Origin of the sequence: Streptomyces sp. NPDC046881, assembly GCF_040645015.1 — a bacterium.
GTDB lineage: Bacteria > Actinomycetota > Actinomycetes > Streptomycetales > Streptomycetaceae > Streptomyces.
The window spans coordinates 1-23,606 of the sequence record NZ_JBEYXJ010000104.1 but is presented as its reverse complement, the minus strand read 5'-3'; the positions used below and the strand labels follow the sequence as shown (position 1 = coordinate 23,606).

The 23,606-nt window shown below is 73.9% G+C and carries 21 protein-coding genes; 19 read left to right on the top strand and 2 right to left on the bottom strand.

The window, feature by feature from the left end; translation table 11 throughout:
* The first annotated feature begins 318 nt into the window (after positions 1–318).
* From ABZ923_RS33315 to ABZ923_RS33230, 18 genes are all read left to right on the top strand, one after another.
* Positions 319–843, top strand: coding sequence for a DUF2617 family protein (locus ABZ923_RS33315; protein ID WP_361479382.1), 525 nt, complete (start codon positions 319–321; stop codon positions 841–843).
* 90 nt (positions 844–933) lie between these two features.
* Positions 934–2,568 (top strand): polyamine aminopropyltransferase, encoded by a 1,635-nt coding sequence (locus ABZ923_RS33310; protein ID WP_361479379.1) that lies wholly within the window; start codon positions 934–936, stop codon positions 2,566–2,568.
* Between the two features lie 303 nt (positions 2,569–2,871).
* Positions 2,872–3,624 carry an SRPBCC family protein gene (locus ABZ923_RS33305; protein ID WP_361479377.1) on the top strand — a complete coding sequence of 251 codons (753 nt, stop codon included), beginning with the start codon at positions 2,872–2,874 and terminating at the stop codon, positions 3,622–3,624.
* Positions 3,625–3,669: 45 nt separating this feature from the next.
* Positions 3,670–4,458: an aldose 1-epimerase gene (locus ABZ923_RS33300; protein ID WP_361479375.1), complete on the top strand. Its 789-nt coding sequence runs from the start codon at positions 3,670–3,672 to the stop codon at positions 4,456–4,458.
* A 10-nt stretch (positions 4,459–4,468) separates the two neighbouring features.
* Complete coding sequence (gene pyrE, locus ABZ923_RS33295; protein WP_361479372.1) at positions 4,469–5,017, top strand: orotate phosphoribosyltransferase; 549 nt, start codon at positions 4,469–4,471, stop codon at positions 5,015–5,017.
* Between the two features lie 144 nt (positions 5,018–5,161).
* A complete protein-coding gene (gene fbaA / locus ABZ923_RS33290) occupies positions 5,162–6,184 on the top strand; it encodes a class II fructose-bisphosphate aldolase (protein ID WP_361479369.1) in 1,023 nt (340 codons plus the stop codon).
* A 62-nt stretch (positions 6,185–6,246) separates the two neighbouring features.
* Positions 6,247–7,701, top strand: a complete 1,455-nt coding sequence (locus ABZ923_RS33285; protein ID WP_361479366.1) for an MFS transporter — start codon at positions 6,247–6,249, stop codon at positions 7,699–7,701.
* A 277-nt stretch (positions 7,702–7,978) separates the two neighbouring features.
* Entirely contained in the window at positions 7,979–8,392 is a 414-nt protein-coding gene (locus ABZ923_RS33280; RefSeq protein ID WP_361479363.1) for a DUF3151 domain-containing protein, read from the top strand.
* Between the two features lie 152 nt (positions 8,393–8,544).
* Complete coding sequence (locus ABZ923_RS33275) at positions 8,545–9,393, top strand: tryptophan 2,3-dioxygenase family protein (RefSeq protein ID WP_361479361.1); 849 nt, start codon at positions 8,545–8,547, stop codon at positions 9,391–9,393.
* Entirely contained in the window at positions 9,386–10,570 is a 1,185-nt protein-coding gene (gene kynU / locus ABZ923_RS33270) for a kynureninase (RefSeq protein ID WP_361479358.1), read from the top strand. Before ABZ923_RS33275 ends, kynU begins: the two co-directional genes overlap by 8 nt.
* A 184-nt stretch (positions 10,571–10,754) precedes the next feature.
* Positions 10,755–11,639, top strand: a complete 885-nt coding sequence (locus ABZ923_RS33265) for an alpha/beta hydrolase (protein WP_361479355.1) — start codon at positions 10,755–10,757, stop codon at positions 11,637–11,639.
* Between the two features lie 162 nt (positions 11,640–11,801).
* Positions 11,802–12,863, top strand: coding sequence for an alpha/beta hydrolase (locus ABZ923_RS33260; protein ID WP_361479352.1), 1,062 nt, complete (start codon positions 11,802–11,804; stop codon positions 12,861–12,863).
* Positions 12,856–14,076 carry an acyltransferase gene (locus ABZ923_RS33255; RefSeq protein ID WP_361479349.1) on the top strand — a complete coding sequence of 407 codons (1,221 nt, stop codon included), beginning with the start codon at positions 12,856–12,858 and terminating at the stop codon, positions 14,074–14,076. Before ABZ923_RS33260 ends, ABZ923_RS33255 begins: the two co-directional genes overlap by 8 nt.
* On the top strand, positions 14,069–15,475 hold the full coding sequence (locus ABZ923_RS33250) for a histidine kinase (protein ID WP_361479346.1): 1,407 nt from the start codon (positions 14,069–14,071) through the stop codon (positions 15,473–15,475). The genes ABZ923_RS33255 and ABZ923_RS33250 overlap by 8 nt, the downstream gene beginning before the upstream one ends.
* Positions 15,472–16,155: a response regulator transcription factor gene (locus ABZ923_RS33245; protein ID WP_361479344.1), complete on the top strand. Its 684-nt coding sequence runs from the start codon at positions 15,472–15,474 to the stop codon at positions 16,153–16,155. The genes ABZ923_RS33250 and ABZ923_RS33245 overlap by 4 nt, the downstream gene beginning before the upstream one ends.
* Before the next feature lie 95 nt (positions 16,156–16,250).
* Positions 16,251–17,615, top strand: coding sequence for a histidine kinase (locus ABZ923_RS33240; RefSeq protein ID WP_361479341.1), 1,365 nt, complete (start codon positions 16,251–16,253; stop codon positions 17,613–17,615).
* Positions 17,612–18,277, top strand: coding sequence for a response regulator transcription factor (locus tag ABZ923_RS33235; RefSeq protein ID WP_361479338.1), 666 nt, complete (start codon positions 17,612–17,614; stop codon positions 18,275–18,277). The genes ABZ923_RS33240 and ABZ923_RS33235 overlap by 4 nt, the downstream gene beginning before the upstream one ends.
* 19 nt (positions 18,278–18,296) lie before the next feature.
* Positions 18,297–19,517, top strand: coding sequence for a cytochrome P450 (locus tag ABZ923_RS33230; protein ID WP_361479335.1), 1,221 nt, complete (start codon positions 18,297–18,299; stop codon positions 19,515–19,517).
* A gap of 103 nt (positions 19,518–19,620) precedes the next feature.
* Here ABZ923_RS33230 and ABZ923_RS33225 read toward each other — a convergent pair whose 3' ends face one another.
* A complete protein-coding gene (locus ABZ923_RS33225) occupies positions 19,621–21,132 on the bottom strand; it encodes an APC family permease (protein ID WP_361479332.1) in 1,512 nt (503 codons plus the stop codon).
* 86 nt (positions 21,133–21,218) lie between these two features.
* Complete coding sequence (locus tag ABZ923_RS33220) at positions 21,219–22,070, bottom strand: diacylglycerol kinase (protein ID WP_361479329.1); 852 nt, start codon at positions 22,068–22,070, stop codon at positions 21,219–21,221.
* 197 nt (positions 22,071–22,267) lie between these two features.
* Between ABZ923_RS33220 and ABZ923_RS33215 the strand changes: the two genes are divergently transcribed.
* Positions 22,268–23,551: an adenylosuccinate synthase gene (locus tag ABZ923_RS33215; RefSeq protein ID WP_361479326.1), complete on the top strand. Its 1,284-nt coding sequence runs from the start codon at positions 22,268–22,270 to the stop codon at positions 23,549–23,551.
* Positions 23,552–23,606 lie beyond the last annotated feature (55 nt).

The window sequence follows — 23,606 nt, the reverse complement described above, 5'->3', positions numbered from 1 at the left end:
GAGCTCCCGGAACCGGGGGAACCGCAGCCGGGCCGCGCACCACCGAGCGCCCGCCGGAGGGACCGTCCGGCGGGCGCTCGGCCCGTCCGTCCCCGCGCCCGGCGCACGCCATAGTTGAACAGTTGAGCTGTGTAGCCCTCTGAGGGATGGAAACCCCACGAAGTTGGGTAAAAACGCTGTGACGGCGCCACTGTTCATGATTCCCTCTACAACGCCAACGCAGCCCCTCGGACGTCCCCCAGAGTCCCCGCCCCGGCCGGACCGGCTGGGCTGACATGGCCGACCTCCCCTTCATTTGCGTGCCAGCGGAGCCGATCCATGCTCACGACCCTGAACACCTCCTACACCGATACGCGCGCCGCCGACCTCGCCTGGGCCCTGGGACGCGAGCCGCTGCCCGCCCTGGCCGCGCTCGATCTCGAACTCACGGGCGTGAAACTGCAGTTGCGGCTGCTCGGCGCGTCCCATCAGGTGCTCCTGGAGGAGGAGCGAGGCATCTGTTCGGAGACCGTCGCGTGCATCCCCGGCTCCAGCACCCCGCTGCCGCTGGGCGTCGCCAAGCGGATCGGCGACTGGGAGTACGAGTTCGCCGCCCGCGTGGAGGTGCTCACCCCCGGCTCGTTCGAGGGCCGCGCCCAGGAGTTGCTGGCCCTCGTCTCCGACCATCCGCACGGCCTCGCCGGTGTCTTCCCCGGCAGCCCGCACGCCTTCACCGCGATGCTGGCCCAGCGGCACGAGGGCCAGGTGCACTGGCGCACCTGGCACGCCTACCCGCAGGACGGGCAGTTGGTGGCCACCCGGACCCGGGTCGGGGCCCGGGCGGGAGCGGCACGGCCGAGGTGACGGCGGCATAAACCAGCACTGCGTCAACTGCCCGCAGATCCACACGTGTGGGTGACGAAGCGTGCCGAGTGTGTGACGTAACGTCGCAGCGTGATCGAACCGCACGCCCCCGCGCCCCCGGGCGCCCCGCCGTCCCGGACAGGCCCCGCCCGGCTGCCCGTCCGGCCGGGCACCGGGCGGTTCCTGGTCCTCGTGTGCGTCTTCGTCTGCGCGGCCTGCGGGCTCGTGTACGAGCTCGAACTCGTCGCCTTCGCCTCCTACCTGATCGGTGACTCGGTCACCCAGGCTTCCGTGGTGCTGTCCGTGATGGTGTTCGCGATGGGCATCGGCTCCCTCGCCGCCAAACGGCTGCGCTGGCGCGCGGCGGCCGGTTTCGGCGCCGTCGAGTCGGCCCTCGCGCTGGTCGGCGGCTGCAGCGCCATGGCCCTGTACGCCGTCTTCGCCTGGACCGCCGGCTGGGGCGGGATGTGGGCCGACGGGCCGCGCTGCCTCCTGGTCGCCTTCTCCCTCGCCATCGGCCTGCTCATCGGCGCCGAGGTCCCGCTGCTCATGGAGCTGATCCAGCGCATCCGGCGGCAGGACGCGGGCGGCGCGGTGGCCGACCTGTTCGCCGCGGACTACGTCGGTGCCCTCGTCGGCGGCCTCGCCTTCCCCTTCCTTCTCCTGCCGTTCCTGGGCCAGTTGACCGGAGCGCTGCTGACCGGCACGGTCAACGTGGTCGCGGGCGGTGCCCTGGTCCTCGGCCTCTTCCGCCGCGACCTCACCCGCCGCGCCCGCTGGACCCTGACGCTCACCGGCCTCGTCGTCCTCGGCGTCCTCGCCTCCGCCGCCGCCCTCGCCGGCGACTTCGAACGGGCCGCCCGGCACGCCGTGTACGGCACCGACGTCCGGGTGGCCGTGCAGACCGACGTCCAGGAGGTCGTGCTGGCCGGCGGCACCCACGGACGGCCCCTCGACCTCTTCCTCGACGGCCGCCTGCGCGTCGGCGGCCGGGACGCCCGCCGCTACCACGAGGCGCTGGTGGGACCCGCCCTGACCGGCCCGCACGCGCGCGTGCTGATCCTCGGCGGCGGCGACGGCCTGGCCGCCCGTGAGGTGCTGCGCCGGCGCGGGGTGCGCCGCGTCGACGTCGTCGAACTCGATCCCGTCCTGGTGGACCTGGCCCGCCGCGACCCCGGCCTGTCGGCCGCCAACGGGCACGCCTTCGCCGACCGGCGGGTGCGCGTCACCACCACCGACGCGCTCGGCCGGCTGCGGCGGGCGCGCGGGCCGGCGTACGACGTCGTCATCGCCGACCTTCCCGATCCCGGCATCACCGCCAGCACCAAGCTGTACTCCCAGGAGTTCTACGGCCTCGCCCGCCGCGTGCTGGCCCCGGGCGGCCGCCTGGTGGTGCACGCGGGCCCCGTCACCACCCGCCCGCGCGCCTTCTGGACCGTCGCCGCGACCCTGCGCACCGCGGGGTTCGCCGTCTCCCCCTACCGGGTCCTCGGCCACGACACCGGCTTCGCCCCCGGCCCCGACCGCTCGACCGGCACGTCCCGGGCCCCCCACGACTGGGGCTTCCTCCTCGCGGCCCCCGGCCCCGCCCCACCGCCCCTGCGCGCGCCCGCCGGCCACTCGACCACCCTGACCCGGACCGCCCTGGCAGCGGACGCCCGGGCGGCGGAACGGACGCGGGTGCGGGGGGTGCGGGCGTCGACGCTGGTGCATCCGAGGTACTGAGAGGGGTGCGGAGGGGCCGTCCGGCCGGTCGGGGCCGAGTGTCGTCGGGGTGGCTTCGCCGGGTGAGCAGGGCGGGGGCGGGGCGGATGCTGGGGTGCTCGCTGCCGGCCGTCCGGGGCGGGGGACGGCCGGGGAGAGGGCGGCGGGGCCGAGCGTCGTCCGGGTGGCGTCGCCGGGCGAGCAGGGCGGATGCGGGGCGCTCGGTTGCCGGCCGGCCGGGGTGGGTGGGTGAGCCGGAGGTCGGGGCGGAGCCCTCGGCGGGGGCGGGTGAGTTCCGGTCGCAACTGGGTAGGCTCCCGGACCATGGAGCACCAGGTCTTCGTCCCGGTCCCCGCAGAGCGGCTGCGCACCGCACTGGCCGACCAGGCCCGCGTGGCCCGGGCCGTCCCCGGCCTGCAACAGGAGGCCGGTGCCGAACCGCTCGCCGGCCGGCTGAAACTCCGTGTCGGCGGACACTCCGTCACCTACCGGGGCACCGCCCGCGTCACCCTCCAGGAGGACGGCACGTACGCCGTCGACGGCGACGCCACCGAGTCCCGCGGCACCGGCGCGGTCAAGCTCGCCCTCACCCTGACCCTCACCGACACCGAAGGCGGCTGCACGGTCACGGCGGAGGGCACCGCGGACGCGTCCGGCCGGATCACGGAACTGCCGGCGGAGACGGTGACCGCGGCGGCGACCAGGCTGCTGACCCGCTTCCTGGAGAACCTGGCGGCGGACGGCGACGAGACCCTGGCGGACGGCGACGAGCAGCCGGAGCGGGCCGTGGAGACCGGAGCCACCGGCAGCCCCGCCCGCGCCCTGCACCCCGACCGGCTCTCCGGCGACTTCGCCGACACGGGCGAACCGCCCGCCGAGGCCGCGCACGCGCGCCGCACGATGATCGGCCGCAGCGCCGAGGAGGTCGACCACGCCCCGCCGCGCGGCCGCTACGCCCCCGTGCCGGCCCCCCAGACCGTCACCGGCAACCCCGCCGTGCGCTGGGCGGCACCCGCCGCGGCGCTGGCCCTGGCCTCGGCGATCGTGGTCACCCGCGCCCTGCGCAAACGCCGCTGACCGCTTCCTGCCCGCCCCCTTGATCGCCCCAGTAGGGTCGGTCCCGTGAGTAACGAAGACATCACGCTGACCGCGGGCGACGCGGAAGTGACCGTGCGGCCCGGCCACGGCGGCCGCATCGGCGGGCTCCGGATCGGCGGAGTGGAGCTGCTGCGGCAGGGCGAGCGCTACGGCTGCTTCCCGATGGTGCCCTGGTGCGGCCGGACCCGGGAGGGCCGCTTCCTGGACGGCGGAACCGTCCGCCAGATGCCGCTGAACGCCCCGCCGCACGCCATCCACGGCACCGCACGCGACGGCGCCTGGCGCACCGCGCGCGTCACGCAGGACGAGGCGGTGATCACGTACGAGCTGACCGACCCCTGGCCGCACCCCGGCCGCGTCACCCAGGTCGTCGCGCTCGCCGAGGACAGCCTGACGCTGACGATGTCCGTGGAGACGTACGACGACTCCTTCCCGGCCCAGCTCGGCTGGCACCCCTGGTTCCACCGCAACCTCGGCGGCCGGGACGTGCTGCTGGACTTCAAGCCCGCCTGGCAGGAGGAGCGCGGCGCCGACCACCTGCCCACCGGCAACCGCATCGACCCGCGGCCGGGCCCCTGGGACGACTGCTTCGGCATGCCCGGCGGCGTCGACGTCACCCTCACCTGGCCGGAGCAGCTGGAGCTGAGGGTGACCAGCCGCGAGGAGTGGGTGGTGGTCTACGACGAGCAGGCCGAGGCCGTCTGCGTCGAGCCGCAGACGGGTCCGCCGAACGGGCTGAACACCCTTCCGCGCCTGGTCACCCCGCTGGACCCGCTGGAGGCCACGACGACCTGGAGCTGGCGGCGCCTCTAAGCTGGTCGGCATGACGGATGTACGCGGCGCGCTGCTGCAGCAGATCAAGGACAAGGCCGTGGTGCACGGCAAGGTGACCCTGTCGTCGGGCAAGGAGGCGGACTACTACATCGACCTCCGCCGCATCACGCTGGACGGCGAGGCAGCGCCGCTGGTCGGTCAGGTCATGCTGGACCTGACGGCCGACCTGGACTACGAGGCCGTCGGCGGACTCACCCTGGGCGCCGACCCGGTGGCCACCGCGATGCTGCACGCCTCCGCGGCGCGCGGCAGGACGCTGGACGCCTTCGTGGTCCGCAAGCAGGGCAAGGCGCACGGTCTGCAGCGCCGTATCGAGGGCGCCGAGGTCAAGGGCCGCCGGGTGCTGGCCGTCGAGGACACCTCCACCACCGGCGGCTCCGTGCTGACCGCTGTGGAGGCGCTGCGCGAGGCCGGCGCGGAGGTCGTCGCCGTCGCCACGATCGTGGACCGGGCCACCGGCGCGGCCGAGGCGATCGCCGAGCAGGCGGGCGTGCCGTACGTGTTCGCCTTCTCGAAGGATGAACTGGGTCTGGACTGACGACGCGGTGTGATCTGGACTTGACCGGGGGCGCCGAGCCGCGCCCCTCGTCTGGAAAGATGGGGCCGACGATGACGTCGCAACCCCAGGTCTAGGTCAGGGCCGTAACGCAGAACCCCAACCCGCAACACAAGGAGCGGACAGATGCCCATCGCAACCCCCGAGGTCTACAACGAGATGCTCGACCGGGCGAAGGCAGGCAAGTTCGCCTACCCGGCCATCAACGTGACCTCCTCGCAGACCCTGCACGCGGCGCTGCGCGGCTTCGCGGAGGCGGAGAGCGACGGCATCGTCCAGATCTCGACCGGCGGTGCCGAGTTCCTCGGCGGTCAGTACAGCAAGGACATGGTCACCGGCGCGGTGGCGCTCGCCGAGTTCGCGCACATCGTCGCCGAGAAGTACCCGGTCAACATCGCGCTGCACACCGACCACTGCCCGAAGGACAAGCTGGACGGGTACGTGCGTCCGCTGCTGGCGCTCTCCAAGAAGCGCGTCGACGCCGGTCTCACCCCGCTGTTCCAGTCCCACATGTGGGACGGCTCGGCGGAGACCCTCGCCGACAACCTGGCGATCGCCCAGGAGCTGCTGGAGCAGGCCCGCGCCGCCAAGATCATCCTCGAGGTGGAGATCACCCCCACCGGCGGCGAGGAGGACGGCGTCTCGCACGAGATCAACGACGAGCTGTACACCACCGTCGACGACGCGATCCGCACCGCCGAGGCCCTGGGCCTGGGCGAGAAGGGCCGCTACCTGCTGGCCGCCTCCTTCGGCAACGTGCACGGCGTGTACAAGCCGGGCAACGTCGTCCTGCGCCCGGAGCTGCTGAAGGAGCTGAACGACGGCGTCGCCGCCAAGTTCGGCAAGGCCTCCCCGTTCGACTTCGTCTTCCACGGCGGCTCCGGCTCCACCGAGCAGGAGATCCAGACCGCGCTGGAGAACGGCGTGGTGAAGATGAACCTGGACACCGACACCCAGTACGCGTTCACCCGTCCGGTCGCCGGTCACATGTTCGCGAACTACGACGGCGTCCTGAAGGTCGACGGCGAGGTCGGCAACAAGAAGGCCTACGACCCGCGCACCTGGGGCAAGCTGGCCGAGGCGAGCATGGCCGCGCGTGTCGTCGAGGCCACGCAGAACCTGCGCTCGGCGGGTAACAAGATCAAGTAAGCGGTGGGTGCGGCGGGTCCGGCGGCTGTCCAGGCCGCCGGGCCCGCTGTATACCTGGGGGCATGCCCGACGTCCGGCTGGCCTCGCCCCAGGGCAGGTGGATCCTGCTCACCACGGTCCTGGGCTCCAGCATGGCGATGCTGGACTCCACCGTCGTCAACGTCGCCCTGCCGCGCATCGGCCGCGACCTCGACGCCGACCTCGCCGCCCTGCAGTGGACGGTCAACGCGTACATGGTCACGCTGGCCGGGCTGATCCTGCTGGGCGGCTCGCTCGGCGACCGCTACGGACGGCGGAAGATCTTCGTGCTGGGCGTGGTGTGGTTCGCCGCCGCCTCCCTGCTGTGCGGTCTCGCGCCGAGCCCCGCCGTACTGATCGCCGCGCGGGCGTTGCAGGGCATCGGCGGCGCTCTCCTCACCCCCGGCTCCCTCGCGCTGATCCAGGCGTCCTTCCACCCCGACGACCGCAGCCGCGCGGTCGGCCTGTGGTCCGGCTTCGGCGGCATCGGCGCCGCCGTCGGCCCCTTCCTCGGAGGCTGGCTGGTGGCCGGCCCCGGCTGGCGCTGGGTGTTCCTGCTCAACGTGCCGCTGGCGCTGCTGTGCGTGCCGGTCGCCCTCCGGCACGTACCGGAATCCGCCGACCATCGCGCCCACGGCCGCTTCGACGTCCTCGGGGCGGCCCTGGGCGCCCTCGCCCTCGCCCTGCTGACGTACGCGCTCATCGAGGCGCGGGGCGGCTCGGTGGCGGTGGCGGTGACCGCGGTGGCGGGCCTGGCGGCCGCCGTGGCGTTCGTCGGGGTCGAGCGGCACCGCCCGGACCCGATGCTGCCGCCGGACGTCTTCGCCTCCCGCCAGTTCACGGCGGTCAACCTCGTCACCCTGTGCGTGTACGCGGCCTTCGGCGGCTTCTTCTTCCTCACCGCCCTCCAGCTCCAGGTGGTGGCCGGCTACTCGCCGCTGGCCGCCGGTACGGCCCTGCTGCCCACCACGGCCCTGATGCTGCTGTTCTCCTCCCGCTCCGGCGCCCTCGCCGACCGCACGGGTCCCCGCCTGCCGCTGACCGTGGGTCCCCTGCTGTGCGCGGCGGCGATGCTGCTGATGCTGCGGGTGGGCCGGGACGCGGACTACCTCACCGATGTGCTCCCGGCCCTGCTGGTGATGGGCGCCGGCATGGTCACCCTGGTGGCCCCGCTGACCGCCACGGTGCTCGCCTCCGTCGACCCCGCCCGGGCGGGGCTGGCCAGCGGCATCAACAACGCGGCGGCGCGGGCGGCGGGGCTGGTGGCGGTGGCGGCGCTCCCGCTGCTCGCCGGGATGGGGCCGGAGGCGTACCGCTCGCCGGCCGCCTTCGACGCGGCGTTCGACCGGGCGATGCCGATGTGCGCGGGGGTGCTGGTGCTGGGGGCGGCCGTGGCGTTCGCCCTGGTCCGGCGGCCGGCGCCCGGTTGTCGCCGCCCGGAGTGCCGTACGCACGGCAGCGTGGCGGCTCCGCCGTTGGAGGCGGGGGGTCGCGGGTAGCTCCGCCGGCGGCGCGGGTCGGCTCCGCCGGGGTGCGTGTCGGTTTCGTCGTGGGGGCCGGGCGCCGTACCGGGCTGCGGGGTGCGTCGTGGCCGGTCGCGCAGTTCCCCGCGCCCCTGGGGGGTTGCGGTGCCGTTGGTCGTGTAGTTCCCCGCGTTTCTGTCAGCCGTACTCGGCCGCGGGCCCGTCGTGGCCGGTCGCGCAGTTCCCCGCGCCCCTGGGGGGTTGCAGTGCCGTCGGTCAAGCCGTGCGGCGGCGCGTACGACAGACTGAACCCATGACGATTCACGAGAACCTTCTTGGCGGTCCGCCCCCCACCCACCTCCCCGACGACCCGGAGCCCCGCCAGGCCCTGGCGGCCGGCACCGCTCCCGCGGACGTCGCCGCCCAGTACCCGACCTCCTCCCTCGCCTGGGCCCAGCTGGCCGACGAGGCGTTCGAGCGGGGCTCGGTCGTGGAGTCGTACGCCTACGCCCGTACGGGTTACCACCGCGGCCTGGACGCCCTGCGCCGCAGCGGCTGGAAGGGCCACGGCCCCGTCCCCTGGGAGCACGAGCCGAACCGCGGCTTCCTGCGCGCCCTGCACGCCCTCGCCCGCGCCGCGCAGGCGATCGGCGAGCAGGACGAGTACGAGCGCTGCACGCAGTTCCTGAAGGACTCCTCGCCGACGGCGGCCCAGACCCTGGGCTGACCCGCGGAGCGGTCACCGGTGTGGCCCGTCTGGCAGCAGGCGGGCCTTGCCGTACCCGGGGGCATTGCGGAGGATGCGGGGTGGGGACCGGGGCCCCCGTGCCGGCATCGGCAGGGGCGGACCGCTACCCGGAGTAACAACAGGAGACAGCGATGTCCCAACAGGCTCACCCCCCTCACGAGGCCGCTGAGCCCGAGACCCCGAACCTGGATTTCGCGGGGACGACGCCGTACGAGGACTACGTCAGGGCAGACGTCCTCACCCACCTCCAGCACACCCTCTCCGACGACCCCGGAGAGATGGTCTTCCTGGTGACCACCCAGGTCATGGAGCTGTGGTTCACCGTCATCGTGCACGAGTGGGAGACCGCCGCCCGGGCGCTCCGCTCGGACGACGTGCCCACCGCGATCGCCGCGCTGAAGCGCTCCGTGCGGGAACTGGAGGCCCTGAACGCCTCCTGGAAGCCGCTCGGCCAGCTGACCCCGGCCCAGTTCAACTCCTACCGCGGCGCGCTCGGCGAGGGCTCCGGCTTCCAGTCGGCGATGTACCGGCGCCTGGAGTTCCTGCTCGGCGAGAAGTCCGCCTCCATGCTCGTGCCGCACCGCGGCACCCCCCGCGTCCACGCGGAACTGGAGAAGGCCCTGCACGAGCCGAGCCTGTACGACGAGGCGGTACGGCTCCTCGCGCGCCGCGGCCACGCCGTCCCCGCCTCCGTGCTGCACCGGGACGTCTCCACGCGCTACGAGCCCTCCGAGGCCGTCGAGGCCGCCTGGACCGCCGTCTACGCGGGCGACCCGAACGACGAGCAGGCCCGGCTCGGCGAGGCGCTGACCGATGTCGCCGAACTGGTCTGGCGCTGGCGCAACGACCACCTGGTCGCCACCCGGCGCGCGATGGGCGCCAAGGCCGGCACCGGTGGCTCCGCCGGCGTGGCCTGGCTGGAGAAGCGCGCCCGGAACAACGTCTTCCCCGAGCTGTGGACGGCGAGGTCCCATGTCTGAGCTGCCCCTGCTCGCGCGGAAACTGGACGAGGCCGACGAACTGGCCTCCCTGCGGGACCGTTTCGTCCTCGACGACGTCGTGTACCTCGACGGCAACTCCCTGGGCGCCCTGCCCGCGCACGTCCCCGACCGGGTCGCGGACGTCGTCCGCCGCCAGTGGGGCGAACTGCGCATCCGCTCCTGGGAGGAGAGCGGCTGGTGGACGGCGCCCGAGCGGATCGGCGACCGGATCGCCCCGCTGGTCGGCGCGGCGCCCGGCCAGATCGTCGTCGGCGACTCGACCAGCGTCAACGTCTTCAAGGCGGTGGTCGCCGCGATCCGCATGGCGGACGCCGGCCGGGACGAACTCCTGGTCGACGCGTCGACCTTCCCCACGGACGGCTACATCGCCGAGTCGGCGGCCCGGCTGACCGGCCGTACGCTGCGCCCGGTGACCCCGGCCGAGGTGCCGGCGGCGCTGGGCGACCGCACGGCCGCGGTGCTGCTCAACCACGTCGACTACCGCACCGGCCGGCTGCACGACCTCCCGGCGCTCACCGCCGCGGTGCACGCCGCCGGCGCCCTCGCGGTCTGGGACCTGTGCCACAGCGCGGGCGCGCTGCCGGTCGGCCTGGACGAGCACGGCGTCGACCTCGCGGTCGGCTGCACCTACAAGTACCTGAACGGCGGGCCCGGTTCACCGGCGTACCTGTACGTGCGCAAGGGCCTGCAGGACCGCTTCGACTCCCCGCTGCCCGGCTGGAACTCGCACGCCGAGCCCTTCGGCATGAGCCCGTCCTACACCCCGGCGGCGGGCGCGCCGCGCGGCCGGGTCGGCACGCCCGACATCCTGTCCCTGCTGGCGCTCGAAGCCGCCCTCGACGTCTGGGACGGGGTCCCGGTCGCCGCCGTCCGCGCCAAGTCCCTGGCGCTGACGGACTTCTTCCTGCGGTGCGTGGCCGAGTACACCGAGCCCGGCCGGGTGGAGTGCGTGACGCCCGAGCGGCACGCCGAGCGGGGCAGCCAGATCGCCCTGCGCTGCCCGGACGCGGGCGAGGTGATGAAACGCCTGATCGCCCGGGGCGTGGTGGGCGACTTCCGCCATCCGGACGTCCTCCGCTTCGGCTTCACGCCGCTGTACGTGGGCTTCCGGGACGTGGAGCGGGCGGCCCGGGTGCTGGGGGAGGAACTGGCCTAGCACCGGCGCTGTGCGGGCCCCGCGCCGCCCGGCGCGGGGCCTGGGCATCCGCCCGGAACCGTGTGGTCCTCACCGTGTGTGACATCCCCGTATCCCCGCACGTCACCGTACTGATACCGTCCCGGCCGACGGCCGATTTCCCACCTGGTCCGCCACACTGGTTCTGTCGCTGAGAGGTTGGAGCATGCCGGACGACGCCGCAGCAGCCCGCGCCGCCGCCGAAGAGGAGTCGGCCTTCTCGCACGCCCCGGTCGATCCCGACGCCACGGTCGCGTACGGTGACCACCCCGACCAGGTGATCGACTTCTACGCGCCCCGCCCCGGCCCGGACTCCGGCGCGCTCGCCCCGCTGGTGGTCGTCCTGCACGGCGGCGCCTGGCGGGCCCCCTACGACCGCCGCCACATCACGCCCTTCGCGGACTACCTGGCCCGCAGGGGCTTCGCGGTGGCCAACGTGGAGTACCGGCGGGGAGGTGCCGGGGACGACACGGCCGACGGCACTCCGTCGGCCGGCCGCTGGCCCGACACCTTCGACGACGTCGCGGCGGCCCTGGACGCCCTGCCCGCGCTGGTCCGCGAGGCGCTGCCGCAGGCTGACCCCCGCCGTACGGTCCTGACCGGGCACTCGGCGGGCGGGCACCTGGCGCTGTGGGCGGCGGCCCGCCACGTCCTCCCCGCGGACGCCGCCTGGCGCACGGACGGCCCGGCGCCGCTGCGCGGTGTCGTCGCGCTCGCCCCGATCGCGGACTTCGAGGTGGCGGAGAAGCTGGACGTCTGCGGGCACGCCTCCCTGCAACTCCTCGGCGGGCCGGACGGTTTCGCCCTGCGCCGCCCGTACGCGGACCCGGTGCTGCTGCTGCCGACGGGCATCGCCACGACCCTCGTCCAGGGCCGTGCCGACCTGGTGGTGCCGCAGCAGGTGGCCGAGTCGTACGCGGAGGCGGCGGCGAAGGCGGGGGAGGTGGCCGGGCTGACGCTGCTGGAGGACGTGGGCCACTTCCCGCTGATCGACCCGGCGGCCGACGCGTGCGCGGTGGTGGCGGAGGAGATCGCCCAACTGGCCTGGTAGGCGACCGCGTTCCGCCCCTGCGGGGCCGTCCCGGGTGCTACCCGTCATACCTGAGAGCCACTTCCCGGGACAGCTCCCTGGCGGGACGCCGACGACCGCCCCCGCTCCGTAACTTCCTTTCCCGTCACGCCCGATGGCCGGGCAGCGGAAAGGAAGCCGACCATGGGGCACGCCCAGCGAACCGGTACGACCCGACACCACGCGGCGTCGTTCCCACCGCGCCCCGGTACGGCAGCGCCTCACCCCCGCCCCCGGACCACCCGGCCGCGCCGGGCGCTCCTCGCCGCCCTCCTCACCGCCGCCCTGGTCACCCCCCTCGCCGGCGCGGCCCGCCCGCAGATCCCCGCCCCCCGCCCCGCGCTCCTCACCGCCCCCCTCACCCCGTCCACCCTCCCGTCCGCCTACGAGGCGAACCGGGAGAACGCCACCGAGGCGGCCCGCATGGCCGCCGTCCACGGCGACGCGCACCGCGCCGCGGCGGACAGCGCCCTCGCCGCCCCGTCCCGCCACCTCCTCGCCTTCGACGGCCGAGGCACCGGCCAGGCCGTCGAGGTCCTCGGCGACCTCGCCCACGCCGAGCACATCGCGGTCCTGGTCCCCGGCTCGGACACCACCCTGGACACCTACACCCGCTTCCACCGAGCCGCCGCGGCCCTGTACACGCACCTCACCCACCGCACCGGCTCCGCCCACGGTCCCGCCCCCCGCGTCGCGGTCATCGCCTGGCTCGGCTACGAGACCCCGGCCACGGTCAGCACCACGGTGACCACCACCACCCGTGCCGACGAGGCCGCCCCCCGCCTGCGCGCCTTCGTACGCCGGCTGCGCACCCTGACCCCCGCCGGAACGCACCTCTCCCTGCTCTGCCACTCCTACGGCTCGGTGGTCTGCGGCCGAGCCGCCCCCGGCCTGGACTCGGACGACATCGCCCTCGTCGGCAGCCCCGGCACCGGCGCGGACTCCGTCGCCGCCCTCCGCACCCGCGCCCGTGTCTGGGCGGCCCGCGGCGGCGACGACTGGGTGGCGGACGTCCCGCACGTCCGTGCCGGCCTCTTCGGCATCACCGTCGGCTTCGGCACCGACCCCGTCTCCACCGCGTTCGGCGCCCGGGTGTTCGACGCGGCCGGCGCCGACCACAGCGGCTACTTCACCCCGGGCTCGGCCTCCCTGGCCAACCTCGCCCGGATCACCCTCGACCACCCCTCGGAGGTAACCCGTGGCTGAGCCGACCCGGGGCCCCCGCGCCCCGCGCCGCGCCCTGCACGCGCTCCGTCACGCCGCCCACCGTGTGGACGCCGCCACCCCCGCCTCCCGCGACCGCGCGGTCGACGCCCTGCGCGCCATGGCGATCCTCGGTGTCGTCCTCGGCCACTGGCTGGTCACCGCCCTGGTCGCGCAGGACGGCGGTCTGCACACGGCGAGCCCGTTGCAGCACATGCCATGGCTGGCCCCGGTCTCCTGGCTGTTCCAGACCCTGGCCGTGTTCTTCCTGGTCGGCGGCCAGGTGGCGGCCCGCGGCCTGGCCTCGGCCCGCGCGAGGGGCGACTCCTACGCCGACTGGCTGCGCGGCCGCCTGACCCGGCTGCTCCGCCCGGTCGCCGCGCTCCTCACCCTGTGGACGGTGGCCGGCACGGCCCTGCTGCTCACCGGCACACCCCTGGCGACCATCCATACCCTGTTGAAACTGGCGCTGTCCCCCCTGTGGTTCCTGCTGGTCCTCGCCGCGCTGACGGCCGTCACCCCGCTCGTCGCCCGCCTCCACCCGCTCTGGCCGCTCGCCGTCGTCCTGCACGTGGACCTGCTCCGCTTCGGCCTGCACCTCGGCCCGTCCTGGCTCGGCTGGGTGAACCTGGCCGCCGGCTGGCTGGTCCCCTACACCCTGGGCGCGGCCCGGGCCCGGGGCGAGCTGCGCAGCCGGCGCTCGGCGTGGGCCCTGCTCCTCGGCGGTACGGCGGCCACCGCGGCCCTCGTCGGGTGCGCGGGCTACCTGGCGTCCATGGTCGGCGTCCCCGGCGGCGCGGTCTCCAACCTGAACCCCCCGACCCTGGCGGCCGTCACGTTCGGCCTGGCCCAGTGCGGCCTGGCGCTGCTGCTGGGCGACCGGCTGCGCCGTACGCCGGCCCGCCCGCTCGCGTGGGCGGCGGTGGTGCTCGTCAACTCGTCGGCGATGACGGTGTTCCTCTGGCACCAGACGGCCATGATGGCCGTGACGGCCACGGGTCTCCTGGCCGGCCGCCTGCCCGGCCTGCACACCGCACCCGACTCCCCGGTGTGGGTGGCGTACCGCCTCGCCTGGCTGCCGCTGTTCGGGCTGGCGCTGACCGTGTGCCGGGCGGCCTTCCGGCACCACGAACAGGGCCCGCGCCGCCCCCGCACCCGCTCGTCCCGGGTGCTGCACCGCCACCTCCCGCCGAGGAAGTCCCCCCACCATGCCTAAGGTTGACCTCGTGACGCCCGCGGACCCGAGCCCCAGCCCCGCGCCCGCCGAGGGCCCGCGGCTCCCGTCCGACGACACCGTCCGCTTCCGCCGGCGCCTGCGCGCCTGGCTGGGCGAGACCCCCACCCGCCACGCGCCGCCCTTCTCCCGGTACCGCTGGCTCCGCCTCCTCACCTACCTCCTCCTGACCTGGACGGCCCTGGGCATCGCGCTCGCCGGCGGCGTCGACGTCTCCGAGTCGTACGATCTCGCCTACCCCGTCGCCCTGCTCGCCACGTCCCTCCAGGCCGCCGCCGTCGTCCTGGCCGTCCGGCGTCCGGTGCCCGCCTGGGCGGTGTCCCTGACCGCCGCCACCGTCACCGCCCTGCTGGCCCGCCCCCACCTGGAGTCCGTCACGTCGTCCGGCCCCAACTGGCCCTGGTCGACGCCCACGCTGCTGGCCCACACGGCCGTGCTGCTGCTCCTCGGGCTGCGCGTGCGGCCGGGCGGCACGGTGGCCGCGCTCGCCGTGACCGCCCTGGTGACCTCCGTCCTGCGCACCGGCCTGGCCACCGGGCACTACTCCGGCACCGCCACGGTCGCCGTCGCCCTGTTCGGTGTCGCCGCCTCCATCGGCGGCATCCTGCGCAGCCGCCAGCAGGCCCGCAGCGAACTGGTCCAGCAGACGACGATCACCGCCGAGGAGCGGGCCCGCCGCACCCTGCTGGAGGAGCGCAACCGGATCGCCCGCGAACTGCACGACGTGGTCGCCCACCACATGTCGGTGATCTCCATCCAGGCCCAGGTGGCCCCCCACCTGGTGAAGGACCCCTCCGAGGACCTGCTGGAGAACCTTGCCGGCATCCGCGGCAACGCCCTGGAGGCCCTCACCGAGCTGCGCCGGGTGCTGGGCGTGCTGCGCTCCGAGAACCCCGAGGACCCCTACGGCCTGGGCGGCCCCGGCACCGGAGCGGCCCCGCACGCCCCGCAGCCCACGCTGGCCCGGCTCGACGCGCTGATCGAGAACACCCGCGCGGCCGGGCTGGACGTGACCGCGAACGTCGTCGGCGCGGTCCGGCCGTACGCCCCGGGGGTGGAGCTGTCGGCGTACCGCATCGTGCAGGAGGCGCTCAGCAACGCCCTGCGGCACGCGCCGGGGTCCCGGGTCGGCGTCGAGGTCGGGCACCTGCCGGACGGCCTGCACCTGGTGGTGACCAACTCCCCGCCGCGGCACCCCGTCCCGCCCTCCCCGGGCGCCGGGCACGGGCTGCTCGGCATGCGGGAGCGGGCGGCGATGCTCGGCGGCCACGTCCTCGCGGAGCGCACCCCGGGCGGCGGCTTCAGCGTCACGGCCTTCCTCCCCGGGGACAGCGCCCCGACCCCGCCCGACCAGCCCCCGACAGGAGACCAGCGCCCATGACGAGCGGTACCGGCAGCATCCGGGTCCTCATCGCCGACGACCAGCAGATGGTGCGGCAGGGCTTCACCGTGCTGCTCGACGCGCAGCCCGACATCGAGGTGGTCGGGCAGGCGGTGCACGGCCGGGACGCGATCGCCCGGACCGCCGAACTGGCCCCGGACGTGGTGCTGATGGACGTCCGGATGCCGGAACTGGGCGGCATCGAGGCGACCCGCCGGATCACCGAGGACCACCCGGCCGTCAGGGTGCTGGTGCTGACCACGTTCGACCTGGACGAGTACGTGTACGACGCGCTGCGGGCGGGGGCCTCCGGCTTCCTGCTCAAGGACGCCTCCGCGGACAAGCTGGCCGAGGCGGTGCGGGTCGTGGCCGCGGGCGACGCCCTCCTGGCCCCCGGCATCACCCGCCGGCTCCTCGCCGAGTTCTCCCGCCTGGACGGGGGCGGCGGCCGCGCCCCGCTCAGGCGGCGCGTCGGCGACCTCACCGAGCGGGAGACGGAGGTGCTGGCGCTGATCGCGCAGGGCCTGTCGAACGCGGAGATCGCCGAGCGGCTGGTCGTGGCCGAGCAGACCGTGAAGACCCACGTGGGCCGCATCCTGGTCAAGCTGGGCCTGCGCGACCGCACCCAGGCGGCGGTGTTCGCCTACGAGTCGGGCGTGGTCCGGCCCGGAGGCCGCTGACCGGCACGGGCGGGCCGTAGTACCTGAGAGGGACGCCCCAGGACCCTTCTCCAAGGGGACGACCGCGCACCCGGCCCGCGCCTACGGTTTCCCCTGTGATCGAGACGACCCAGACGCAGTCGACGCCGCCGGATCCGCCGGACGGCGCGTTCGAGCCGTACAAGCCGCGCAGCCCCGAGTTCCGCGCGGCCGCGGACGCCCTGCGCGGGCTGCGGCAGGACCTGTTCCACCAGGCCTTCGCCTACCGGCCGCTGCCCCGCATGGCGGTGGACGGCCCCCTGACCCGCCACCTCCCCGCGCGGCTGAAGGGCTACGCGGCCTGGACCCCGCACGCCGTGGTGGTGGCCGGCGCGGTCGTGGCGATGCTCGCCGGCGTGGCGGGCTCGGACGCCGGCGGCGGGACCGTGCTGTGCGGACTGCTCGCGCTGGTCCCGGTGCTGCTGACCCTGGTGCGTCCGGTCGGCGCGTTCTGGCTGTCGTTCGCGGCGACCGCGGCCACCGCCGTCCTCGGCGGCAGCTGGGGCAGCTGGCCCTGGCTGCCGGGCAGCCTCGTCTCCCATCTGCTGGTGCTCACGATCGTCGCGATCCGCACCCGCCCGCGCACGGCGGCCTGGATGTGGCTGCTGACCGCGCTGTACGGCTTCTGGGCGGAGACCGTCTTCGGCTACGGGCACTACGACACCGACACCGGCCCCATGCTGGTCGTGTCCGCGCTGGTGCTGCTGGTCGTCACGGTCCGGCACATCCGCCGGCAGGCCGAGCGGGAGGTGACCGCCCAGCAGACGGTGACCGAGCACGAGCGGTCGCGGCGCACCCTGCTGGAGGAGCGCACCACGATCGCCCGTGAGCTGCACGACGTGGTCGCCCACCACATGTCGGTGGTCGCCATCCAGGCGGAGGCCGCGCCCTACCGGGTGGAGAACCCGCCGCCGGAGCTGGAGAAGGCGTTCACCACCATCCGGGAGAACGCGGTGGCGGCCCTGACCGAACTGCGCCGGGTCCTCGGCGTGGTCCGCGCGGAGGACTACGCGGCCCCGGACGCCCCGCAGCCCACCCTGGCCGACCTGGACGGCCTGCTGGCCAACGTGCGCGAGGCCGGCCTGGCGGTGGACAAGGCGGTGACCGGCGCGGTGCGCGAACTGCCGCAGGGCGTGGAGCTGTCGGCGTACCGGATCGTGCAGGAAGCGCTCAGCAACACCCTGCGCCACGCCCCGGGCGCCACCGCCCGGGTGGAGATCGGCTATGTCCTCGGCGGCCTGGGCCTGCGCGTGGTCAACGGCCCGCCGCCGGCCCCGCACCTGGTGAAGCCCTCGCCCGGGGCCGGGCACGGGATCACGGGCATGCGCGAGCGCGTCTCGATGCTGGACGGCGAGATGACGGCGGCCCCCACGGCCGAGGGAGGGTACGAGGTGACGGTGTTCCTGCCGGTGCCGGCCCCTGCGACCGAGGGCGGGGCATGACGATCCGCGTCCTGGTCGCGGACGACCAGATGATGGTCCGTGAGGGTTTCTCGGTGCTGCTGAACGCGATGCCGGACATCGAGGTCGTCGGCGAGGCGGTCAACGGCCGGGAGGCGGTCGAGCGGGTCCGCGAACTGGCCCCGGACGTCGTCCTGATGGACATCCGCATGCCGGAGCTGAACGGCATCGAGGCGACCCGGGAGATCGTGGCCGCCGACGGGACGGCGAAGGTGCTGGTGCTGACCACGTTCGACCTGGACGAGTACGTGTACCAGGCGCTGCGCGCGGGCGCCTCCGGCTTCCTGCTCAAGGACGCCTCGGCACGCCAGCTGGCCGACGGGGTGCGGGTGGTGGCAGCCGGCGAGGCGCTCCTGGCCCCCTCGGTCACCAGACGGCTGATCACGGAGTTCTCCCGGCTGGCGGACACCCCCCGTCCGGTGCCGGGGGCGCAGGCGGCGTACGGGGAACTGACGGAACGCGAGACGGAGGTGCTGGTCCTGATCGCGCAGGGCCTGTCGAACGCGGAGATCGCCGGGCGGCTGGTGGTGGCGGAGTCGACGATCAAGACCCATGTGAGCCGCATCCTGGTGAAACTGGGCCTGCGCGACCGCACCCAGGCGGCGGTGTTCGCCTACGAGGCGAGGCTGGTCACACCGGGGTGAGCCGGGCTAGCGTCCGTCCATGGCAGCTGCTGCGGACCTCGCCTTCGACCCCTGGGACCCGGCGTTCGTCGCCGACCCCTACCCGGCCTACGCCGAACTGCGGGCCCGCGGCCGGGTGATCCGGTACGAACCGACCGACCAGTGGCTGGTCCCGCACCACGCGGACGTCTCGGCGCTGCTGCGGGACCGCCGGCTCGGCCGCACCCACCTGCACCGGTTCACCCACGAGGAGTTCGGCCGGACCCCGCCCCCGCCGGAGCACGAGCCGTTCCACACCCTCAACGACCACGGGATGCTCGACCTGGAGCCGCCGGACCACACCCGGATCCGGCGCCTGGTGTCGAAGGCGTTCACCCCGCGCACGGTGGAGCGGCTGCGGCCGTACGTCGGAGGGCTGGCCGGCGAGCTGGTGGCCGCCCTGGTCCGCGACGGCGGCGGCGACCTGCTGACGGACGTGGCCGAACCGCTGCCGGTGGCGGTGATCGCCGAGATGCTCGGCATCCCCGAGACGGACCGGGCGCTCCTGCGGCCGTGGTCGGCGGACATCTGCGGGATGTACGAGCTGAACCCGTCGCGGGAGACCGCGGCGAAGGCGGTCCGGGCCTCGGTGGAGTTCTCGGACTACCTGCGGGAGCTGATCGCGGCCCGCCGCAAGGACCCCGGCGAGGACCTGGTCTCCGGCCTGATCGCGGCCCACGACGAGGGCGACCGCCTCACCGAGCAGGAGATGATCTCCACGGCCGTCCTGCTGCTCAACGCGGGCCACGAGGCCACGGTCAACGCCACGGTGAACGGCTGGTGGGCGCTGTTCCGCAACCCGGCCCAGCTGGCCGCCCTGCGCGCAGACCACTCCCTGGTCCCGTCCGCGGTCGAGGAGCTGATGCGCTACGACACCCCGCTCCAGCTCTTCGAGCGCTGGGTCCTGGACGACATCGAGATCGACGGCACGACGATCCCCAGGGGTGCGGAGGTCGCCCTGCTCTTCGGCTCCGCCAACCACGACCCGGCGGTCTTCGCCGACCCCGGCCGCCTGGACCTGACCCGCGCCGACAACCCGCACATCTCCTTCAGCGCGGGCATCCACTACTGCATCGGCGCGCCCCTGGCCCGGATCGAACTGGCCGCCTCCATGACGGCCCTGCTCCGGCAGGCCCCGACCCTGGCCCTGGCGGCCGAGCCCGTGAGAAAGCCGAACTTCGTGATCCGGGGCCTGGCGGAACTGAGCGTGGAGGTGCGGTGACCCGAGCCCCGTCAGGGGCGCGGGGAACCGCGCGACCGGCCACGACGGTGCCGCGGGCGACCGAGGGCGTCCGGTGCACCGGCGCTTCCCGCACAGCGGAGCGTCACCGCTCCCTGGTCTCCTCCAGCACCGTCCGCCCGAGCAGCGCGTACCGCTCGGGGGCACGGTGCTTGAGGTACTGCGCACCGCCCAGGCCCAGCGCCGCGACCAGGGCCACCAGCCACGGGGTCGCCCTCAGCACCAGCGAGCCGGACTCCGGCCCGGCCGCCACGCCCATGTTGGACACCAGCAGCACGACGACCGCGAGCATCGCGACCCCGCCGAGCAGCGGCGCGGTGAAGGTGCGGAACCAGTGCCGGCTCTCGGGGTGGTGGGAGCGGAAGTACACCAGCACCGCGAAGGAGCACACGGCCTGGACGACGAGGATCGCCATGGTGCCGAGGATGGCGAGCAGCACGTAGGTGCCGGTGTACGGGTCCTTGCCCGCGGCCCAGAACCCGCCGATCAGCACCGCGCTGACGGCGGTCTGCACCAGGCCGGCGAGGTGCGGGGAGCCGTGCCGGGCGTGGGTGCGGCCGATGGTGTCCCGCAGCGAGGGCAGGACGCCCTCCCGGCCCAGGGCGTACAGGTAGCGGGCGGCGCAGTTGTGGAAGGCCATGCCGCAGGCCAGCGAGCCGGTGATCATCAGCCACTGCATGACGTCGACCGCCCAGTGGCCGACGTAGCGCTCGGTGGGGCCGAAGAACAGGGCGAGCGGGTTGGCGGAGGAGGCGGCCCGTACGGCCTCCGCCTCGCCGTTGCCGGTGATGGCCATCCAGGAGACGAGGACGTAGAAGACGCCGACGCCGAGCACGCTGATCATCGTGGCCTTGGGGATGATCTTCTTGGGGTCGCGGGACTCCTCGCCGTACATCGCCGTGGACTCGAAGCCGACCCAGGACCAGAAGGCGAAGAAGAGCCCGAGCCCGGCCGAGGTGCCCTTGAAGGCGTTGACGGGGTCGACCGGCGCGAAGGTGAACCCGTGCGGCCCGCCGCCGTGCGCGGCGACGGACACCGCCATGGCCGCCAGCACGGTGACCTCGGTGGCCAGCAGCACCACGAGGAGTTTCTCGGCGACGCTGACCCCGAACCAGGTGCCGGTGGCGTTGACGGCGAGCATCAGCACGGCGAAGGCCCACCACGGCACGTGCAGCCCGGTCTGGTCCTTCAGCGTGGTGGTGGCGAAGGTGGAGAAGATCCCGATCAGCGCGGGTTCGAAGACGACGTAGGCGAAGGTGGCGAGCAGTCCGGAGGCCAGCCCGACGGTCCGTCCGAGGCCGTAGGAGATGAAGCCGTAGAACGCGCCGGTCGACGTGATGTGCTTCGCCATCGAGGTGAAACCGACGGAAAAGATTGCCAGGACGACCATTGCCACGAGATAACTCGCGGGCGCCCCGACGCCGTTGCCCGACGCCACCATGAAGGGCACGTTGCCGGTCATCGCGGTGATCGGCGCGGCGGTGGCGACGGCCATGAACACCACCCCGAGCAGCCCCACGGCATTGGGTTTCAGCCGGTGAACCGCCTTGCCGTCGCCCGCGCCCGTCGCCGGCGCGACGCCCTCGTCCACAGCCATCGAAAGGCCCCTTCCCTGTCCTGTCGGTGGGTCCTGATGGAGCAGGATGGTGGACGTGACAGGGGTACGGGAAGGGGTCGGCGCGGTTAAATATCTGTCACGAGACCTTTAGGGGGCAGGGTGAGCGCCCAGGCTCCCTCCCGCACCCGCCAGGTCCGCCGCCGTACCGGCCCGGAGACCGTCGCGTCGGCTCGGTAGCGGAAGTCGGCGCCCGTGACCGTCACCGTGCGGCCGGAGGCCAGCAGCGGGGTCGCCTCGGCGCCCACCGACAGGGGCCGGACCTCCACGGTGGCCACCCCGCCGGGGCCCGGGGCCACTGACACCGCCTCCACCGGCTGGTCGAGGTCCACCACCGGCACCCCGTCGACCTCCACCCGCAGCCGCGTCGCGCCGGGGGAGGGGACGGCCGGCAGCCGGGCCGGGCGGGCGCCCAGGGTGCGGGCCAGGGAGCGGTACCAGGGCCGGCCCGAGGGGACCGGCACCGGGGCCGTCGGCTCCCGGACCGGCGCCGGCGGTATGCCCAGCGTGCCCAGCACCACCCCGTCGCTGTCGTCGACCAGCAGGTCCAGCCGCCGCTCGGCGCCGTCCAGGACCGCCCGTGCCGCCGCCACCGCCCCGCCGGGCACCCCGAGCGACTCGGCGAGCGGGGTGTGGCCCACCGGCACGACCGCCAGCGCGCATCCGGCCAGCTCCCGCTGCCGGTGCAGCAGCGTGACGGCCCGCACCAGCGTCCGGTCGTCGCCGATCAGGACCGGCCGCCGGGATCCCCTCCGGCCCAGTGCCCGGGCGAACTCCTCCGGCCCCTCCGGGAGACACACCTTGGTCGCCGCACCCGCGCTGAGCACGTCTTTCGCGATGCGTACGGACTCTCCGTCCGTCTGCCGTGCGGCCGGATCGATGATCACCAGCAGCTGATCGGACGTCGCGAAAGTCGCCACCTCGGTCCTGCCTCGCTTCCTCGGGTAGCATCTTTGTGCAAGAGCCCCTTGCGCTATTGCGCCAGGGGCTTCGTCTATTCCGGGGCATCCGGTCCGACGGTTGTGCGACCGACGACGGTCGCGGTGGTACGCGGCGGTGAACCTTACGCCCACGCCCCCGACGTTGGACATGCCCCGCCCGGAAGGGGTGTACGCGCGTGCCCGCACTTGTGCTGCTCGGTGCTCAGTGGGGTGACGAAGGCAAGGGAAAGGCGACGGACCTGCTCGGTGGTTCCGTCGACTATGTGGTGCGCTACCAGGGCGGCAACAACGCCGGCCACACGGTAGTCGTGGGCGATCAGAAGTACGCCCTCCACCTTCTCCCTTCCGGGATCCTCTCGCCTTCTTGTGTCCCGGTCATCGGCAACGGCGTCGTCGTCGACCCGTCGGTCCTGCTCTCCGAGCTGAGCGGTCTGAACGAGCGTGGCGTCGACACGTCCAAGCTCCTGATCAGTGGTAACGCGCACATCATCACGCCGTACAACGTGACCGTCGACAAGGTGACGGAACGCTTCCTCGGCAAGCGCAAGATCGGCACGACCGGCCGCGGCATCGGCCCGACCTACGCGGACAAGATCAACCGCGTGGGCATCCGGGTCCAGGACCTCTACGACGAGTCGATCCTCCAGCAGAAGGTGGAGGCCGCTCTCGACGTCAAGAACCAGATCCTGACCAAGCTCTACAACCGGCGCGCCATCGCCGCCGAGCAGGTGGTCGAGGAGCTGCTGGGCTACGCCGAGCAGATCAAGCCGTACGTCGCCGACACGGTGCTGGTCCTGAACCAGGCCCTGGAGGACGACAAGGTCGTGCTCTTCGAGGGCGGCCAGGGCACCCTGCTGGACATCGACCACGGCACGTACCCGTTCGTGACGTCCAGCAACCCGACCGCGGGCGGTGCCTGCACCGGCGCCGGCGTGGGCCCCACGAAGATCAGCCGGGTCATCGGCATCCTCAAGGCCTACACGACCCGCGTCGGCGCGGGCCCGTTCCCGACCGAGCTGTTCGACGAGGACGGCGAGGCGCTGCGCCGCATCGGCGGCGAGCGGGGCGTCACCACCGGCCGTGACCGCCGCTGCGGCTGGTTCGACGCGGTCATCGCCCGCTACGCGACCCGCGTCAACGGCCTGACCGACTTCTTCCTGACCAAGCTGGACGTCCTCACCGGCTGGGAGCAGATCCCGGTCTGCGTGGCCTACGAGATCGACGGCAGGCGGGTCGAGGAGCTGCCGTACTCCCAGACCGACTTCCACCACGCCAAGCCGGTCTACGAGACCCTGCCGGGCTGGTCGGAGGACATCACCAAGGCGAAGTCCTTCTCCGACCTGCCGAAGAACGCCCAGAACTACGTCAAGGCGCTGGAGGAGATGTCCGGCGCCCCGATCTCCGCGATCGGCGTGGGCCCGGGCCGGGACGAGACGATCGAGATCAACTCGTTCCTGTAGGCACCGCCCGGCACCGCCAGGCACCGTGCGGAACCGCCCGCCGGCCCGCCCTCCC

Coding starts and splice junctions, on each gene's coding strand:
- ABZ923_RS33280 (WP_361479363.1), top strand. CDS start 7,979: ATGACGATTCACGAGAACCTTCTTGGCGGTCCGCCCCCCACCCACCTC.
- ABZ923_RS33260 (WP_361479352.1), top strand. CDS start 11,802: ATGGGGCACGCCCAGCGAACCGGTACGACCCGACACCACGCGGCGTCG.
- ABZ923_RS33275 (WP_361479361.1), top strand. CDS start 8,545: ATGTCCCAACAGGCTCACCCCCCTCACGAGGCCGCTGAGCCCGAGACC.
- ABZ923_RS33250 (WP_361479346.1), top strand. CDS start 14,069: ATGCCTAAGGTTGACCTCGTGACGCCCGCGGACCCGAGCCCCAGCCCC.
- ABZ923_RS33315 (WP_361479382.1), top strand. CDS start 319: ATGCTCACGACCCTGAACACCTCCTACACCGATACGCGCGCCGCCGAC.
- fbaA (WP_361479369.1), top strand. CDS start 5,162: ATGCCCATCGCAACCCCCGAGGTCTACAACGAGATGCTCGACCGGGCG.
- kynU (WP_361479358.1), top strand. CDS start 9,386: ATGTCTGAGCTGCCCCTGCTCGCGCGGAAACTGGACGAGGCCGACGAA.
- ABZ923_RS33225 (WP_361479332.1), bottom strand. CDS start 21,132: ATGGCTGTGGACGAGGGCGTCGCGCCGGCGACGGGCGCGGGCGACGGC.
- ABZ923_RS33305 (WP_361479377.1), top strand. CDS start 2,872: ATGGAGCACCAGGTCTTCGTCCCGGTCCCCGCAGAGCGGCTGCGCACC.
- pyrE (WP_361479372.1), top strand. CDS start 4,469: ATGACGGATGTACGCGGCGCGCTGCTGCAGCAGATCAAGGACAAGGCC.
- ABZ923_RS33245 (WP_361479344.1), top strand. CDS start 15,472: ATGACGAGCGGTACCGGCAGCATCCGGGTCCTCATCGCCGACGACCAG.
- ABZ923_RS33265 (WP_361479355.1), top strand. CDS start 10,755: ATGCCGGACGACGCCGCAGCAGCCCGCGCCGCCGCCGAAGAGGAGTCG.
- ABZ923_RS33235 (WP_361479338.1), top strand. CDS start 17,612: ATGACGATCCGCGTCCTGGTCGCGGACGACCAGATGATGGTCCGTGAG.
- ABZ923_RS33285 (WP_361479366.1), top strand. CDS start 6,247: ATGCCCGACGTCCGGCTGGCCTCGCCCCAGGGCAGGTGGATCCTGCTC.
- ABZ923_RS33230 (WP_361479335.1), top strand. CDS start 18,297: ATGGCAGCTGCTGCGGACCTCGCCTTCGACCCCTGGGACCCGGCGTTC.